This is a genomic window from Trichocoleus sp. DQ-A1 (assembly GCF_039961955.1).
In the GTDB taxonomy this organism is placed as follows: Bacteria; Cyanobacteriota; Cyanobacteriia; order Cyanobacteriales; family FACHB-T130; genus FACHB-T130.
In genome coordinates this window covers 133339-150268 of the sequence record NZ_JAMPKE010000011.1, presented here as the reverse complement: position 1 = coordinate 150268, position 16930 = coordinate 133339, and the positions used below count along the sequence as shown (strand labels likewise).

General features: G+C 46.7%; 16 protein-coding genes and 1 pseudogene. 10 read left to right on the top strand and 7 right to left on the bottom strand.

Going from position 1 to position 16930, the window contains the following annotated elements:
* Nucleotides 1-20 precede the first annotated feature (20 nt).
* Nucleotides 21-203 carry a hypothetical protein gene (locus tag NDI33_RS13510; protein ID WP_190429428.1) on the top strand — a complete coding sequence of 61 codons (183 nt, stop codon included), beginning with the start codon at nt 21-23 and terminating at the stop codon, nt 201-203.
* 503 nt (nt 204-706) lie between these two features.
* Nucleotides 707-1126, top strand: a complete 420-nt coding sequence (locus NDI33_RS13505) for a hypothetical protein (protein WP_190676045.1) — start codon at nt 707-709, stop codon at nt 1124-1126.
* Nucleotides 1127-1199: 73 nt separating this feature from the next.
* On the opposite strand, the gene NDI33_RS13500 is transcribed toward NDI33_RS13505, so the two are convergent.
* Nucleotides 1200-1721: a single-stranded DNA-binding protein gene (locus tag NDI33_RS13500; RefSeq protein WP_190412086.1), complete on the bottom strand. Its 522-nt coding sequence runs from the start codon at nt 1719-1721 to the stop codon at nt 1200-1202.
* A 51-nt stretch (nt 1722-1772) separates the two neighbouring features.
* Here NDI33_RS13500 and NDI33_RS13495 point away from each other — a divergent pair, with 51 nt between their 5' ends.
* Complete coding sequence (locus tag NDI33_RS13495) at nt 1773-1901, top strand: hypothetical protein (RefSeq protein ID WP_277877542.1); 129 nt, start codon at nt 1773-1775, stop codon at nt 1899-1901.
* Nucleotides 1902-1905: 4 nt separating this feature from the next.
* Here NDI33_RS13495 and NDI33_RS13490 read toward each other — a convergent pair whose 3' ends face one another.
* Nucleotides 1906-4443: a mannose-1-phosphate guanyltransferase gene (locus NDI33_RS13490; protein ID WP_190412085.1), complete on the bottom strand. Its 2538-nt coding sequence runs from the start codon at nt 4441-4443 to the stop codon at nt 1906-1908.
* A 708-nt stretch (nt 4444-5151) separates the two neighbouring features.
* Here NDI33_RS13490 and NDI33_RS13485 point away from each other — a divergent pair.
* The 3 genes from NDI33_RS13485 to glsA all read left to right on the top strand — a co-directional run bounded on the left by NDI33_RS13485 (nt 5152) and on the right by glsA (nt 7871).
* Nucleotides 5152-5946 (top strand): cobalt-precorrin-6A reductase, encoded by a 795-nt coding sequence (locus tag NDI33_RS13485; protein ID WP_190676000.1) that lies wholly within the window; start codon nt 5152-5154, stop codon nt 5944-5946.
* A gap of 44 nt (nt 5947-5990) precedes the next feature.
* The gene (locus NDI33_RS13480) at nt 5991-6818 is read left to right on the top strand and encodes a PHP domain-containing protein (RefSeq protein ID WP_190675997.1); all 828 of its coding nucleotides are present in this window, start codon (nt 5991-5993) and stop codon (nt 6816-6818) included.
* Between the two features lie 63 nt (nt 6819-6881).
* Entirely contained in the window at nt 6882-7871 is a 990-nt protein-coding gene (gene glsA, locus NDI33_RS13475; RefSeq protein ID WP_190675995.1) for a glutaminase A, read from the top strand.
* 249 nt (nt 7872-8120) lie between these two features.
* On the opposite strand, the gene NDI33_RS13470 is transcribed toward glsA, so the two are convergent.
* On the bottom strand, nt 8121-9116 hold the full coding sequence (locus tag NDI33_RS13470) for a hypothetical protein (RefSeq protein WP_190675993.1): 996 nt from the start codon (nt 9114-9116) through the stop codon (nt 8121-8123).
* A 166-nt stretch (nt 9117-9282) separates the two neighbouring features.
* On the bottom strand, nt 9283-9510 hold the full coding sequence (locus tag NDI33_RS13465; RefSeq protein WP_190412080.1) for a hypothetical protein: 228 nt from the start codon (nt 9508-9510) through the stop codon (nt 9283-9285).
* Between the two features lie 343 nt (nt 9511-9853).
* Between NDI33_RS13465 and NDI33_RS13460 the strand changes: the two genes are divergently transcribed.
* A complete protein-coding gene (locus tag NDI33_RS13460) occupies nt 9854-11449 on the top strand; it encodes an Hsp70 family protein (protein ID WP_190675991.1) in 1596 nt (531 codons plus the stop codon).
* A gap of 208 nt (nt 11450-11657) precedes the next feature.
* On the opposite strand, the pseudogene NDI33_RS13455 reads toward NDI33_RS13460, so the two are convergent.
* From NDI33_RS13455 to NDI33_RS13445, 3 genes and pseudogenes are all read right to left on the bottom strand, one after another.
* A pseudogene (locus NDI33_RS13455) lies at nt 11658-12020 on the bottom strand (L,D-transpeptidase); the annotation flags it as partial.
* 498 nt (nt 12021-12518) lie between these two features.
* Entirely contained in the window at nt 12519-13031 is a 513-nt protein-coding gene (locus NDI33_RS13450) for a L,D-transpeptidase (RefSeq protein WP_190412078.1), read from the bottom strand.
* A 104-nt stretch (nt 13032-13135) separates the two neighbouring features.
* Nucleotides 13136-13789, bottom strand: a complete 654-nt coding sequence (locus tag NDI33_RS13445; protein WP_190675989.1) for a bifunctional 4-hydroxy-2-oxoglutarate aldolase/2-dehydro-3-deoxy-phosphogluconate aldolase — start codon at nt 13787-13789, stop codon at nt 13136-13138.
* 350 nt (nt 13790-14139) lie between these two features.
* On the opposite strand from NDI33_RS13445, the gene NDI33_RS13440 reads away from it, so the two are divergent.
* The 3 genes from NDI33_RS13440 to NDI33_RS13430 all read left to right on the top strand — a co-directional run bounded on the left by NDI33_RS13440 (nt 14140) and on the right by NDI33_RS13430 (nt 16753).
* Entirely contained in the window at nt 14140-15063 is a 924-nt protein-coding gene (locus NDI33_RS13440) for a DUF2382 domain-containing protein (protein WP_190675987.1), read from the top strand.
* 149 nt (nt 15064-15212) lie between these two features.
* Nucleotides 15213-15422: an acetyltransferase gene (locus tag NDI33_RS13435; protein ID WP_190412075.1), complete on the top strand. Its 210-nt coding sequence runs from the start codon at nt 15213-15215 to the stop codon at nt 15420-15422.
* A gap of 347 nt (nt 15423-15769) precedes the next feature.
* The gene (locus NDI33_RS13430) at nt 15770-16753 is read left to right on the top strand and encodes a DUF2382 domain-containing protein (protein ID WP_190675985.1); all 984 of its coding nucleotides are present in this window, start codon (nt 15770-15772) and stop codon (nt 16751-16753) included.
* The last annotated feature ends 177 nt before the right edge of the window (nt 16754-16930 follow it).

Below are 16930 nucleotides of genomic sequence, written 5' to 3'. Positions count from 1 at the left end.
TGTCAAATTGTGTCCTGAGAATGGAACGAAAAACCCGGAATTGGACGATAGTCAGAGCAGTTAATCGCTTCTTCAGTCTGGGCAATACTGGGTTGCACGGTACACTTGAGCCGGTAATCGCCGGTAAAATATCGGCAATTGGTACAGGGTACGCTGTGCATTTGCTTCGCTTTGGTAAAACTCGCGGAGATCGTACTAAATAAACTCCAGCCAATCAAAAGGAGCAACATCCACGCACACAAAAAGCATAGAGGTACTAAAACTGGCTGGATTGCATGAACCAGAACGTATAAAAGTTGAAACACAGGCTATTTTTTGAGGAGGAGTGAACAGAGCTACTTAAACAAAATTACTTCACTTCCTCAGAGTTCGCCTCATAATTAGGGCTTAGTTGTAAATTTTTGTAAAGCTTAGTTTGCCTTGTAGAAGTGGCACTACTTTGTGCCTAGATAATTTGTGCCTACATAAATTGATAGATAGACAGTTGCAGAGCAGAAAGTTAGAATACAACTTCCTACCCAGAAAGTAATTATCCTGATTAAGGGGTCTTAAGCTCTTTTGTGGTGTAAGGGGTTGTGCATTTACTGCGACGGACCAGAAAGATCGCTGGCAACCGGAACGGCAAGCGAAACAAGGCTGGAAAGCAAAACGTTCTGCCGCCGGGAAAGGCGAAGGCGAAGCACTTCTACGCAGAATCTACGCAGAATTGAAAGACTGCTCTAGGTTTTTGCGCGATCGCTTCGCTTATATAGCTGCTGCCACGCTGTTACGGTATGCACCCATGCTTATCCCTTCATCTAGCAACGACAGCACCACCTTCCCCCTAGAACTCGCCCTCTGTAGGTCAAAGCTTGAGAGCGAGCCTTCCGCGCGCTATGTGGCTGGGGAAAACGCTCTGATATCCTATGGCCTTTCAACCAAGAAAAGCTATGACTTAGGCACTCAAGGCGCATCGCTCATGCCTTTGCGAGAGCGAGACGTGACAGCACTGGCAGTGCTATTTGAACGAGATGACAGTGAGGAAATTGAAGCAGATATTAACCACAACCTCATCTGGCTGTGGCCTGAACCTTGCTGGGATGACGAAGATCCCTTTGATTTTTTGGGCGATTATCTTCACAAATAGCGATTAGTTACGAGTGATTAGCCCTTAGCCATGAATATGTTGCCAAAGACTAATGACTCATGACCCATAACGGCTAAAAGGGGATGTCGTCGATATCTCCTTGAGGCGGTGGGGTGGAACGGCTGCCCGTTCGGGAGGGAACGCGACTGGGCGGTGTTTCCTCTGTTGGGAAGTCTCCAGACATTCCCCCATCGCTGTCATCAGCGGGTGCGGAAGTAGGACGACGCGACCCCATTGGAACGACATTGCTGGGAGGAGTCGATTCGGCTACCGAAGTGTCAAAATCTGTATCGATTGCCACTTTGTGAATCCGGGAAACCGTCAACTCGGCGCGTTTTTCTTTAAAACCTTCTTGCCGGTCAATGGTGTTCATCGTCAGGCGACCTTCAAGGATAACGCGATCGCCCTTCTTGAAACTTCCCTGAATTTCTTGCGCTAAATTGCCCCAGCCGACGACCTTCACCGTTGCCGGGGGGTCTTCCGCCCGCAGTCCAGGAAACTGTACCATCATCTCCGTAACCGCCGTTTGGGTATCCGGCGTGTAACGAAGTTGCGGTTCCCTGATAATCTCCGCCATTAAAATGCAGCTGTTCATAACTCCAAGATCCTCGCGCTGAACCGAGCGGCCTCATTCATAATAGAACAAATGTACCAAAGAAGACCCAAAAATGGGTATGGTGACGGGGAACTTGGTTATTCGCAATTAGCCATTCGTCATCAGCGAATAACCAAGGATGAAGGAGCGATCGCTCTTCACCGATTACCGATTACCTAACACCCTACACCAATTGCAATTTAACTTCCTCCACACCTTCCTCTTGGTCAACAAACGATTGAACCCGACCGCGATACTCCCGTAAGGTTTCATCAACCCAATCCCGGTCATTACTATTGGCGAAGATATGCACCAGCGGCTCACCCGCATCCGGCAACACTAGTACCCAGCTATCATCCTGGTAGTTGCAAATCTTCACTCCATCCACTAATTCCAGATGTTCGGCTGGGTGGGTTTCTACTAAATGGCGCATCAAGGCTCCTTTTGCCGTCCAGGGGCAGCGCACCGTGTAACTCTTGTGGTAAACGCGGGGGAGATCGGCGCGGATTGCCGCCAGATTTCGCTCTTGCATCGTCAGCATCTCCATCATCTTGGCAATGCAGAACATGGCATCAAACCCCGGATGCAGCTGTGGAAAAATAAAGCCCATTTCCCCACTGCCACCCAGTACCACATTTGGATTCGCTTGAGACGCTTCCATCAACGCCGTGGGATTTGCCTTCGTGCGAATCACCTTAGCATCGTGGCGACGAGCAATCTGTTCTACCGCACTGCTGCTATGCACCGGCACCACCACCGTTCCTCTGGGATGTGCGGTGAGAATCATGTTAACCATCAGCGCTGTCAACATTTCACCGCGAATCGGCGTACCCGATTCATCCACCAAAATTAACTGTTCTCCGTTTGCTGATACCTGGACGCCAAAATTTGCTTTTAGCGCTTCTACCACATGACCCAGCTGATTAAGCAACGCTTCTCGTTCTGCCGCAGCCAGTCCGGTTTGATTCAAGCTAGCATTCAGTACCACAGCATCGCAGCCAAATTTTGCCAACAGTTGCGGCAGGATGGCTCCTGAAACTGCATAAACGTAGTCAATGACTACCTTCGAGCCTGAATTACGAATTGCCCCCGTATTTAGATGGTTCTCAAACGCCGTGCTGTAAACATCTAGCACCTGGCTGGGGTAGGCGACATTTCCAGTTTCTTGAATCTGGACTCGCCGCAAGTCTTCCTTAAAATAAGCTCCCTCAATTTTTTTCTCTTGGGATTTCGAGATATTGATGCCCTTACGATCGAAAAATTCGATCAAAATGTGGTCGGGTCGATCTGGATGCACCCGCACATGGATACCCCCGGCCACCGAGTAAGTGGGAATAACCGTGCGGGAAATTGGGATTGCAGTTGCTTCCAGGTTTTGGACGTGGATGCCCACCGACATCAAACCAGCAATCAAAGCGCGACTGACCATGCGGGAAATATTCCGCTGGTCGCGGGAGATGGTGATCTGGGAACCGGGCTTTAATGTGGAACCGTAAGCTGCACCCAGTTTGACAGCAAATTCTGGAGTGATGTCGATATTCGCTAACCCACTCACACCGCGTTGCCCAAACAAATTGCGATGAGCCGTGTGACCCCAAATCAAGTTAATGTTTAATGTCGCGCCCGATTCAATTTGTTTGCTAGGCCAAACACGTACTTGGGGCGAAACTTGTGCTTCTTCCCCAACGGTAGAGAGCGAACCCACGACGGCTCCTTCCAAAACGTGCGATCGCCTATCGACTCTGGTACCACGACCAATTACGCAAGCCCGCAGATGCGCTTCCTCGCCAATAATCGCTCCATTCCAGACAATCGGACGCTTCAAGTTTGCGTCAGCTCCAATCGTCACGTTGTCGCCAATTGAGGTTCCTGGTTCGATATGCACTCGTGCCCCAATCCGGCAGTTATTCCCGATCAGTGCAGGCGCTTCAATTTTGGCTGAGGGGTCGATATGAGTGTTCTGACCTATCCACAGTCCGGGTGACACTTGCTCGTAAGCAAAGTCTAATTTAACTTTTTGATGTAAGCCATCATATTGAGACTCTCGGTAAGCATCTAAATGACCTACATCGCACCAATATCCTTGGGCAACGTAGCCGTACATCGGCTCGTCTTGTTCCAATAGCAATGGGAATAAGTCTTTCGAGAAGTCAGATTCTTGATTGCTGGGGAGGTATTGCAGGACTTCTGGTTCCAGAATGTAGGTGCCGGTGTTGACAGTATCGGAGAAAATTTCGCTAGAAGAAGGCTTTTCTAAAAACCGACGAATTCTCTGTTTTTCATCTGTAATTACTACGCCAAATTCAATCGGGTTGGGAACTTGGGTTAAAATCAGGGTTGCTTTTGACTTCTGTTTTTTGTGAAATTCAATTGCCTGTGTTAAATCAAAATCAGTAATGCTGTCGCCGCTAATGACTAAAAAGGTTTCATCTAGTAACTCAGCAATGTTCTTGACGCAACCAGCCGTACCTAAAGGCTGGTCTTCTTCAATCGCATAGGTGATCTGCACTCCAAAGTCGCTGCCGTCCTGGAAGTAGTCTCGCATGACATCAGGGAGATAGTGCAGAGTGGCAATAACCTCTGTAATCTGATGCCGCTTGAGCAGATTGATAATGTGTTCTGCAATCGGTCGATTCAGAATCGGCACCATCGGTTTGGGAAGATCGCACGTCAGCGGTCTCAGCCGCGTTCCCGAACCGCCAGCCATCAGCACTGCTCGCATAAGTCCTCCTGATTCTTTGTTATGGTACGGGCGTGACCTTGATGATTTAAGTTGACCTAAGTCTTGTCTTTTAGTCTCCTATACCCTTGAAATTTAAGGTATCCCTCATAAGATTAGAGTGCAGCCTTGACTCTGGGCAAATCCTTTGAGGCTTTCATTTTAAAGCAGATGTTAAATTTAGCGGCGACTCCCTAATTATCTCGTTGATTGCTGGTATCTGCTGGCTCCTCAATCCAGAAAATTGCTTTTGTTACATCTTGAGGGTGCAGCTACAACTCAACCTCGGATAGGTTAGAACTGAATCAATGCTACTTTGCCGTGTAGCCGGAATCAATTGCGTAGTCTAGCTTACACTTGAGAGATGAAGCAGAATGTTCTAATCTTCTGGAACTGCCCAAGGTGGATGTCTCAAACAGTGTTGGAAAGATTAACAGTTGCTGGTGGCGACAAAAATGCAGTCAGTTTTAATGGGTTAATGAGGATTGTTTGAATGGGTACGTTATTAGGCTTATTATTTCTTGGGGCTTATGGATACGGCGGATGGAGATTCTGGAAGGGGTTTCGCCGAACGAATTTCAGCCAAGGTCGGCTCGTTCTGGCTCTCTTATGGCCTGCTTTGATAATTGGCAATAAATCCTATCGTCAGAACTTTAGAAAAGCACTCAAGGGATAGAGGAAGGATAAAGGGTGAGGGATGAATCAGAAACAATGAATTCTTCATCCTTTGAGCAACGCCTGTGGCTAATTGGGGGCACTCAGGAGAGTGCTGAGTTAGCAAAAGCGATCGCTCGTTTCCATCTACCCTGCATTGTTACTGTCACTACAGAAGCCGCTAGAACGCTGTATCCATCAATACCCTCCTTGCAAGTTTGGGTGGGCTATCTGGATGCAGCGCAGTTGGATTGGTTTTTAAAAGAGCAGGGAATTGTGGCGATTTTGGATGCGTCTCATCCCTATGCGGCGGAGATTTCCAAGATAGCGATCGCAACTGCCCAAAAGGAACAGATTCCCTATCTCCGCTACGAGCGTCCGGTTATTGATGCAAGCTTACAGAAGCAGCTGGTAATAGAGCTAGATAGTTTCGACACGCTTTTATCTGGAGACTACCTACAAGGGCAACGGGTGCTACTGACAATTGGTTATCGAAGCTTGTCCCGGTTCCGTCCTTGGCAAGAAAAGTCTACTTTATTTGCCCGAATTCTTCCTTCCGTAACAGCGCTGGAAGCAGCTTTACAATCAGGGTTTGCACCCGATAAACTGATTGCGATTCGCCCTCCTATCTCTACTGAATTGGAAACGGCACTTTGGCGACAGTGGGACATTTCCCTTGTGGTTACGAAAGCATCAGGAACGGCTGGGGGAGAAGATATCAAGCGCAAAGTTGCCGCAGAGTTAGGCATTCCCTTAGTGGTTATTACTCGTCCAGAAGTTGCGTATCCTCAGCAAACCAGCGACTTGAAAACAGCGCTAGAGTTTTGCCAAGACATCTTTCGTCGAGTTTAGTCCGCCACAATCCTACCGAGCGTGAATCAAGCGACAATTAAAGAATGCTAGAACTACACTGCCACACCACTTACTCAGACGGCACCCTCACACCCAGCGAACTCGTTAACGCGGCGATGAGTGCCGGAGTCCACGCCCTTGCCATCACCGATCACGATACGATGAATGGCTGGGATGAGGCGTTTGCTGCTGCCAAACTGCATAACCTGGAAATTGTCCCCGGACTGGAACTCAGCACCGTTCACAATAACTGTTCCTTACATATTTTGGGCTTTTACCCGGATGAACAGAAGCTGCGGGAACCTTTGGGCGCTCGCCTAGAAGGACGGAAACGGCGATCGCAACAAATGGTCGCTAAACTGGCAGAATTAGGCTACCCGATTCAGTTACCTGAATTAGGCGAAGGCATGGCACCAGGGCGTCCTCATATTGCGACTGCCCTCGTGAAAGCCGGTTATTTTCAGTCATCGCGGGAAGCTTTCGATCGTCTGCTGGGGGATGATAAACCAGCTTATGTGCATTACGAGAAATTCTCGATTGTTGAAGGGATTGCCATGTTACGTTCTTGTGGTGCCGTCCCTGTCTGGGCGCATCCCTACCTGTTCCGAGGCGGTGATGTGAAGGAAGTGCTGAAAGAATTGGTTGCTGCTGGGTTAATGGGCGTTGAGGTTTATCATCCCAACCACAGCGCCAAAGAAATTCAAAATCTCAAAAAGTTGTGTGCTGAATATGGCTTACTGATGACAGGCGGCAGCGATTATCATGGCCCCAGTCCCGATCCCAAAACTCCAGATCGCAGTACGCTGAATATGCTTCAGGTACCGTTAGATTTGCTTGAACCCATCAAACAGGCGGCGGCAAGTTTACGTTAATTTCTAATCGCTAGTGTCACCCGAAACAATTAGCGATTACCCATTCCTTATTACCAATTACCAATGGCAAGTGCCATCCTGCAAGACTTTCTCAACGACTTGCACCTCAAGTACAAGTCAATTCATGAAGGTGTATTGGCAAACTATATCCCGGAACTCGCCAAGGCAAACCCGGATTGGTTTGGGATATGCATTGTCACCGTGGATGGTCAAGTTTATGAAATCGGCGATTGCGAACAGTTGTTCACCCTTCAGTCGATTTCCAAAGCATTTGTATATGGAATGGCGCTGGAAGATCATGGGCGCGATTATGTTGTAAAGAGGGTAGGAGTGGAACCCACCGGCGATGCTTTTAACTCAATTATTAAGCTGGATGAATCCTCAAAGCGACCGTATAACCCAATGGTAAATGCGGGAGCGATCGCTACCACCAGTTTAATTAAAGGAGTGGGACCAACTGAGCGCTTAAACCGGATGCTGGATATGTTTCAGCGTTACGTTGGACACAACCTATTTATTGATATGTCTGTGTTCATGTCAGAGCGAACGACCGGGCATCGCAACCGAGCAATGGCGCATCTGATGCTCAATTTTGGCATGATCGACGCGAAAATTGACGAGGCACTGGATTTGTACTTTCAGCAGTGTTCTTTGATGGTGAATTGCCGCGATTTGGCAGTGATGGCAGCGACTCTTGCGAACAACGGCATGAACCCGATCACCCAGGAGCGTGCGGTTGATTCCCGTTATATCAGAGATATTTTGACAGTCATGTACACTTGCGGGATGTATGACTTTGCCGGAGAGTGGGCGTATAAAGTGGGTCTTCCCGCTAAAAGTGGAGTATCGGGCGGACTGATTGTGGTTGTGCCACAGCAAATGGGCATTGCAATTTTTTCACCCCCGCTAGACTCGCACGGCAGCAGCGTCAGGGGAATAAAGGTGTCTGAGGAACTATCAGAGAAGTTTGGGTTACATTTATTTGACTTGCAGACAGATAGATCCCGTTTGCTGGATACTTTGTGCAACAAGCAAGAAACTGAATCTGAATAGAACCGCCGCCATGAGCCTGGAGATAAATTCCACAGCCAGAAGCAATGTCAAGCTAAATTAAACTGACTGAGTGAGCGTTGAACCCGTTTTGACGGGTTACGAGCTTTCAGCCCAAACTTTAGTTTAGAGCCTTAGTTTAAGACTGAAATCAGTGCCATTCAACTGAACCTGAATAGCACCTATCTTTAGCCGAAATTCCGTAGCCTGAACCCTGGGAACGAAACCCAGCACCCGTTAGATTCCGCTGTCTTAGCTTAAAAGGGTAGCTTCTTGCGACGCATCAATCGCTTTAATTGCTTTGGTTTCCGAGGATTCTATACTCGAACCGTAGAGGTCTACAAATCTTTGAAAGAGCCACATTGTTTCATGATTTGAAACCCTATTTAAGCTGACCAACCGCTGTATATTTCTTTCAGCTAGTTTCTGTAGGTAAGGCAAATCTTCAAAGAGTGTCAAACAAGAGGCAAAATGCAAGATAAATTGCAATAAAGGTCTGGGCCACTCCAAATCGCTGTAAATGTCTACGAGGAACTTATGTTCGGTGTCGCTGAGCGGAATGGCATTGAAAATTACAACGATCCTTTTGCCATTGTAAACGGGAATGCTGAGTTCAACCGTATAGGGACTATGCAATGTTAAGTCCACTTCAACGATTGGTTGTCTCCAAATTCTTAAAGGATTAATTGGAGAATCTAAAACAGTTTGGAATTTCACCATTCCACCGATGGCTGTAGGCTGGAAATGACTCACATTAATAACCCTTAAGTTATTCAGGCTAAAGTTGTGAATACTTTCCAGATGTTTTAAATTTAATAAATGATAGATTTGGCATACGTAGGGGAAAGGTAGAATATATTCCTGCCCTATCATATGCTGATGCTGCTCTTGCAATTCAAGCATTCTAGCTTGAACTGTAGATAAATATCCTTCATCTTGGTAAGGATTTGCATCGGCTTGGTAGTTTTGTATTGTGCCTAAACTATCGCCCGCTAAGTTTTGATCGGGTCTTAAATACAGCCAACTTAGGAAGAAAAAAGAAGCTGTAAATAAGTGGATAACTTCTATTACTGATAAATAGCCATCAGCAAAAGAAGCAACCGTTCTATCGGTGAGTCCGAATAGCCAAGAGGGAATTCCAAATACCCAAATTCCATTCTTGAAGTTGGTGATAAATAGAGAAATCTCTAGGTATTGATTATTGTTTATGAGTTTAAAGTCAGTGTTTTGAAGAATATTGCTAGACATAATAATTCAAAAGATTGAGATTTTTCTATTGATTTATGCTTGGCTTTAGCACTCCTAATGGTGCTTGGAAGCTTGTATAGAAGCGATCGCATTTGGGATCGTCTACTTCATCAAGTGCCAATGGCACTCGATACCCTCTGGAAAAACCCTCCGAATGCCACCTGTCTTAAACCTGCTTTTGCCTTGAGGTTGGCTTTAAAAGCAACCAACTTACAAAGAAAAACGTCGCCGTGCCTAGTTGCGCGATGTCAATGACAGAAAGATATCCATCTGATAATGAAGCAATACTTCTATCGGTAATCCCAAATAGCCAGAAGGAAATACCGAAGAACCATAGACCAATTTTGAAGTTTGCTAAGAAATTAGCAGCTTCTGTTGGTTGCTGGTTATTCATCTTTTCAGCCCTTTTTCTAAAAATACTGAATGGTCATCTAGCGATTAAAGGGCTTGAGGACTTTTGATAACTCCTGACATTCCCCTTGACACTTCTATGTTAAAAAATGTTTCTTTTACTTGCCATGCGTCCAAAGAGGGAGTTGTTAAAATACCAGAGAAATCGACAAAAGGCAAGAAAATGTATATTAAACTACTAAAAAAGCTATAACCTCGACAGCATAGAGGTTTAGTAGCCTTTAAGTCAGACAAAAAAAGCAGGAAAACTGAGTTTGAAGGGAAACAGGGAGATTCGTTGATAAAATCCTTGAGGACGTGATGCCGGTTTGTCGGTGTGAAGCTGAATGGCGATCGCAATTGATTTTGGAACTAGCAATACGGTTATCGCTCGCTGGAATCCAGCCCTCCAGCAACCAGAAACCGTGAGTCTACCTGGGTTATCGGTCATCGCTGGGCAGAATCCCCCCCTAATTCCCAGTTTGCTCTATGTTGAGGATGCGGCACTCTCGACGGTGGTGGTGGGGCAAGCTGTACGCGATCGCGGTCTCGACCTCACTAGCGATGCCCGCTTTTTCCGTAGCTTTAAACGAGGAATTGGGGCTGATATTCAAGGATTCCTCCCAGAATTAGATGGGCAGTTCGTTACTTTTGAGCAAGTCGGACAATGGTTCCTCAACCAGCTGATTGAGAAACTCCATACCGTTACCCCAGATGTAGGACAGTCTCTGGTATTAACGGTGCCAGTAGACAGCTTTGAAGCTTACCGAAAGTGGCTGGGACAGGTATGCCAATCTCTTCCGGTAGAACAAGTGCGGATGTTGGATGAACCGACAGCAGCTGCCTTGGGCTATGGAATGAAAGATGGGGGTGTGGTGCTGGTGGTAGATTTTGGCGGCGGGACGCTGGATCTTTCCCTGGTGCGGCTGGATATGACAGAAACTCAGAAGCCACTGGGTTTTATTCTCAAATGGGGAAAAAAACAGCTAGCTGAAAAGTCCGGACAGAAGGCAAAAACTGCAAGGGTATTAGCGAAAGCTGGACAAAATTTAGGCGGTTCGGATCTGGACAACTGGGTTGTTGATTATTTTGCCAAAACTCAGGGATTGAAGCCGACGCCTTTGACAACACGACTGGCAGAACGGTTAAAAATTCAGTTATCTGTGCAAACCGAAGCGAACGAGGTTTATTTTAATGATGAAACTTTTGAGAGTTACGAATTAGAACTCAATCGCGATCGCTTTGAAGCCATCCTTAAAGAACATGAATTTTTTGCTCGCTTAGATGAGTCAATGACTCAAGTATTGCAGCAAGCGCGTCGGCAAGGCATTGAGGTGTCCGATATTGATGCTGTCTTATTAGTGGGCGGTACTGTACAAATCCCCGCCGTACAGACGTGGGTGCAGCAATACTTTGACTCCAGCAAAATTCGTTGCGATCGCCCGTTTGAAGCGATCGCCCAAGGTGCCCTGCAACTGAGTCAAGGCGTCGAACTGCAAGATTTTCTCTACCACAGCTACGGCATCCGCTACTGGGATCGCCGGAATAATCGCCACAACTGGCATCAACTGATTAATTCAGGTCAAGCTTACCCGATGAGCCAACCTGTGGAATTAGTTCTAGGTGCTTCGGTGGAAAACCAACCCAGCATCGAATTAATTGTCGGAGAGTTAGGTGCTGAAACAGGTGGAACCGAAGTGTATTTCGATGGCGATCGCTTAATCACTCGTCGGCTAGGCAGCGACCAGACATCGGTACAACCCCTCAACGACCGTCAGGGTGCCCGTACCATTGCCAATTTGACACCACCAGGGTATCCAGGAAGCGATCGCATTAAACTTCTGTTTCGCGTCGATCGCGATCGCTTCCTGCGAATCACCGTTGAAGACCTGCTGACCAATCAAACTTTATTAGACAATCAGCCGGTCGTTGAGCTGAGCTAGGTTTGGGTCATCAGTCCTTATCCAATCCAGTTGATTACCCGCAATTAAGAAGAACCCCACCAACAGAGCGATCGCCTTTTGCTCCCGCTCCCACTCCGGCTCCGGCTCCCCTCCCTGCTTGCGGGGAGGGGTTGGGGGACTCGGGGTCCCCTCTGGGGATAGGGGGCGGGGGTTCTTTGATGACGCATTTGATATTACCCGTTACCCCTTAACGACGGACAACCACCTTTGTGCCATGTGAGGCGAAGCTGTACAACTTGCGAGCTTGAGCGACTGGCACATTGACACAGCCGTGGCTGACTGGGGTACCAAAGCGGTTATGCCAGTACGCTCCATGAATGGCATAGCCGCCGGAGTAGTACATCGTGTAGGGTACATTGGGAACGTTGTAGTCTCTTCCTCGCATGCGAGCCGTGCGGTGCTTTGATTGAATCCTGAAAGTCCCGACGCGAGTGGGGGTGGAGCGCTTACCACTGGAAATTCGGACAGAATAAACCCGTCTTCCCCCTTCCCAGGCAATTAACCGTTGCTTTGAAAGGTTTACCTCAATCCAGCGTCGCTGCGATCGCCGAGCGCGAAGACTGTTACTGGCGACTCTTGTACGACGAACCCTGTTGCTGGCGACTCTTCTGCGAACGCGAGCCTTGTTGCTGGCAATTCTTCTGCCTCGACGAACTCTGTTGCTGGCGGCTGTTCTCCGAACCCGGATGCGCTTCCTCAAGGCTCTGCGCGATCGCACTGATCTTCTCGTCGATGGCTGTTCGGCTGTCTCCCTTGCCCTGACAGACTTTGATGCTGACAGAGCGGGCGTTGACCAAGAAAACAAAGTCGCAAAGATCAGGGCAATACTTGCCCAGAAGGTTCCAGAACGACGTAACCAAGCAAAGCAAATTTGGCTTTTAATGACACACCTCACTTTCGGGTCTAGGAAAGTAGCTAAGGTTAGGTTTCCCTATCTGATAGTTAGCTAAAACCATCTTTAGATAGATTTTGGGAATCTATTCCAGATTTTTCCATAAAAGAGGGTTCTAGAGCCAAAAAAACTATTTATTTTTATTTACTTTCCTTCTTACTTATGGACAACGACGGGCGTCCCCACCGCAGCCCAGTTAAATAGCCATTTAGAATGATTAACGGCTACATTGATGCAACCGTGGCTAACGGGAGTTCCAAACCGGCGATGCCAATAAGCACCGTGGATGGCATAACCACCGTGGTAATACATCGTGTAAGGAACATTCGGAACATCATAATCAGCCCCGCGCATCCTGGCAGACCGATGCTTAGATTTAATCGCAAACGTGCCGGTGCGAGTGGGGGTTGAACGTTTGCCGGTAGAAACAACCACTGCATAGACGGGTTTTCCACCTTCCCAAGCAACCAATCGTTGCTTAGATAGGTCAATCTGAATCCAGCGTTGATCGGATTGTTGTAATTCCTGCATTTTTGCAGCCACAATCGGCTGCTTTGTTTGAGCGATCGCGGGTGCGAAAGCAGCATCCAAAGCCGTAAGCGCCACCACCGCCCCAGCAAAAAATGCAACTGGGCGATGCAGCAAAGTAGCAGAAATGATGCTTTTCATGGCAAATCATCTCACTCGGTGGATCGGTTAGAAAAATTCAGCGAAAAGCTCTGATTAGCTGCTAGGAGCAACTAATGTCGGTCTTTTATTAGCTCAATCGTAACTCAGCTTGTCGGGTCATTCACCAATTGCATCAGAGTTTGAGCGCGTTTGGCGATCGCCTCCCATCCAGAGGACGAGGCATTGGCTTCCCAGTTTTGGGGAAATAAACTGCCGGAAAGTCCGACCGCGATCGCTCCAGCCGCGAGAAAGGCTTTAGCATTTTCTACCGTGACCCCCCCAGTCGGAATTAAGGGAATATGTCCTAATGGCCCTTGCAGACTTTTGATGTAGCTGGCACCGCCTACCGCTTGGACGGGGAAGACTTTGACACAACTGGCACCGGCTTGCCACGCAGTGACAATTTCCGTTGGAGACAGCGCCCCCGGCACCATCGGCACGCCCCTATCCATAGCTATCTGAATTAAGATTGGGTCAACATGGGGAGTAAAGACGAATTGGGCACCGGCAGCGATCGCGTCTTTAAGCTGTTCCCGATTTAATACAGTGCCCGTGCCAATCGTACACGCGGGTAATTGCGATCGCAAATCACCAATCAATTCTGCTGGGTTGTCGCTATTCCAAGTAATTTCAATCAACTGCATTCCCCCAGACGCAACCGCATGAGCCATTTGGCGACCCAGCTCCATCTGCGGTGCGCGAATGACTGCGATCGCACGGTGCTTTTGCACCTGCTTGAACCACGACTGATTATACATCCTCATTTTCTACCGTTAGGCAGATTAATTTTTGAACTTCTTAGATACTATTAGCTATTTCTGATTTAATTCTTACTGACTTTTCAGCCCTTAGGAATACGCATTTGTTTATCTTAACTTCCGCTTAATTAATATTTCTTAATATTTCTAGCTATCAGTTACTGCCTAAAAAACTCAAGCTCAACCACCAAGTTACATTTTCAATAACTCAAGTTTAAATATTGAAGTCCTTTGATTTAATTTTTGCAGGAGTTACTTAACGCGAGTTAATTCAGTCGCTAGGGAGATGGAAACACTTAATAAAATTAATAGAATCGCAAATATAGAAATAATTTTGAGGAAACAAAATCATGCCTCTTTTAAAACTCACTGACTTTGATCCAAACTACAGCGAGACTTTTGAAGGAGATGACCTTCATGGAATGGGGGTCTATTCAGAAAGTAGTACCGACGATAAAATTGGAACTGTTAGCGATGTTCTAGTTGATGAAGAAGGTCATTTTCGGTATTTAGTTGTTGACCTAGGCTTTTGGATTTTTGGCAAAAAAGTTTTACTACCAATTGGTCGTTCGCGAATCGATTACAACACGGATCGGGTCTACGCAATTGGCATGACCAGAGAGCAAGCAGAAGCTTTACCAGAGTTCAACGAAGCTACCACGACTGATTACGACTATGAAGAACGGGTAAGAGGCGTTTATCGCGCTCCCGCTACTGGAGCCTCTGCTACCTCTGCTAACGTTGATGCAGCACCTGTTGTTGATACCTCCTATGCAGCGGCTACGCCTAACATTGACGCTTACGATCGGAGTACCTACAACTATCAGCAAGAGCCGAATTTGTACGGACTGAACGATCGGGATCATCAAACTCTCAGACTGTACCAAGAGCGGTTGATTGCTAACAAAACTCGCGTTAAAACCGGGGAAGTTACGGTTGGTAAGCACATTGAAACCGAAACTGCACGAGTGTCAGTACCAGTTGAAAAAGAGCGAGTGGTGATTGAGCGAGTTACTCCAGCAGATGCTGGAACAGCCGTAACTCCTGGCGAAGCTGATTTCCGCGAAGGGGAAGTTGCCCGCGTGGAAATCTACGAAGAAACTCCTGACATTCACAAAGAAGCTTTTGTGCGTGAGGAAGTCAGAGTTAAGAAAGTTGTAGACCACGAAACAGTGGACGCAGAAGAAACGATTCGTCGTGAAGAGTTAGATGTGAATACGGATGGGCAAGCTACTATTAACCGCCCTACTAACTTACCTTCTGATCGGATTTAAGAAGCCCTCCAACGAGCGATTAAGTCACCGATGATTTAAGCGAGTAAAAACCATGCAGGCAGGGCGAATTATTAGCTCTGCCTGCACCTTTAGAGGTAGGGTTTTCCTACCACTAACTTGCACTTGATAACCTAATTTAGAAAGTCTTCATGTTTCTCAAAAACAAACAAACCGGCGATTTGATAGAAGTTCTCGATATTGAGGAGCTGTTCAACCCTAATAATGATGCAATTTCTGGGCGAGATCAAGCAGGGCAGGAGGAACAGGAAAAAGCTTCTTTTGAGAAGAAAGAATTAATTTTTCCTTCTGGCGAAAGCCTACCTCGCTGTTGGATGGATGCCAACTATACAACCACCTAATTTTCAATAAAACGCTTAAGCATTATCGGGTGTTTATTCGTCAAGTCTTGCTAGAAACTTTTGAGTTTAGGAAAAGGGCTGCAAATTTTGAAATGGCGGATAGGGGATTGTATTACCATTATCTTTTGTCGGTTGGGTAACGATTAGTCACACAACCCAACCGAAAATTCGTTACTAACAAAGCGAATATGCTCCTGGTAAAGATCCCCTTTCCCCATGCCTAATCCAAAATCTAAACTTCAAACTGGGATGAGGACTTGCTTGTTATCTATATAAACATAAACACCCGTTCATAAATGGAAGGAAAAATCGAATTTTGCTTCAAGATCGTTTAGGAAGTTTTTAAAATGAACCATCAAATGCTAGCACAAGGGCAAGGAGCAAGGCGAAACGATGTCAGAATTAATGTCTTGCTAAATAAATTGCAAAGTAAACTTAAATCTTTTGCAGTCAGAGATCGGGAAAACTTGCTGTTAGGAAAGGTGAAGGATGTAAATCTCGATTCAGACCGTCAGCTAAACTTAGTGATATCTCAAGAAGGGCTAAATCAAAATGCCCCATTATTTCTCATCCGAAGCAAGCATATCCAGCAGGTGGACTCGTCTACAAAAACTCTGTTTGTAGACATTAGCAAAGCGGAAACCCAGTATTTGCCTGAATATGTACCCTTAGAAAAAACAACGGATGTAGAGCCTTTAGAAACTTCACCAATCTCAAAAAAAGCTGAATGGGAAGTAACAGATGCCTCGACTGCCTCTGTCATGGCAACGCCAGATGACTTAAATAATCACCCAGAAGAACTGGAGCGAAATAGTATGCCAGAGGATGCTTCTAATACTTTTAGTACAGAGTCAGAAGTTGTCGAGGAAGAAATCTTCCGGTTGTTAGAAGAACGATTAGTCATTGACAGCAACAAACATAAAGTCGGTGAAGTTATCGTTCGCAAAGAAATCGAAACGCGCATGGTAGAGGTGCCAGTCCGCCGCGAAATTCTAATTGTTGAACAAGTCAGCCCCGAACACAAACAGCTTGCAGAAATTGATTTAGGACAAGGAGAAATTCCTGGTCTTGAGCTGATTGAAGCAGCTATCGGCGCTAAATCTACAAGTATCGACGCTAAAACTACAAGTTTAGATACTCAGCCAACAGTTAGAGGTGAGTTTGATTCACCGAGAACAGCAAGTCGAATTTTAGATGCGATCGCGCATCAGCGTGGGCATGGGTGTGCCAAAGTCCGAGTGGAAATCATTCTAGAAGACGCAGAACATCAGGCAACTTACCAGGAATGGTTTGATCGCTGTTCAATCAAGCCATCGTCAAATAGAAAGTAACCCGGTTGAGATATAAAGTTTGAGACAAGTGCCTGGAGATTGGAAACGTGGTACTTGGGTGATAGGGAACTGCTAACTGGGAGCATCCCAATGTATGTGCCTACACCCTGAAGGGTGGGGCTTGCGAGGACAACATCTGCCGGGAGCAGGCTAAAATTCTTAGTCTGCTCCCGGCAA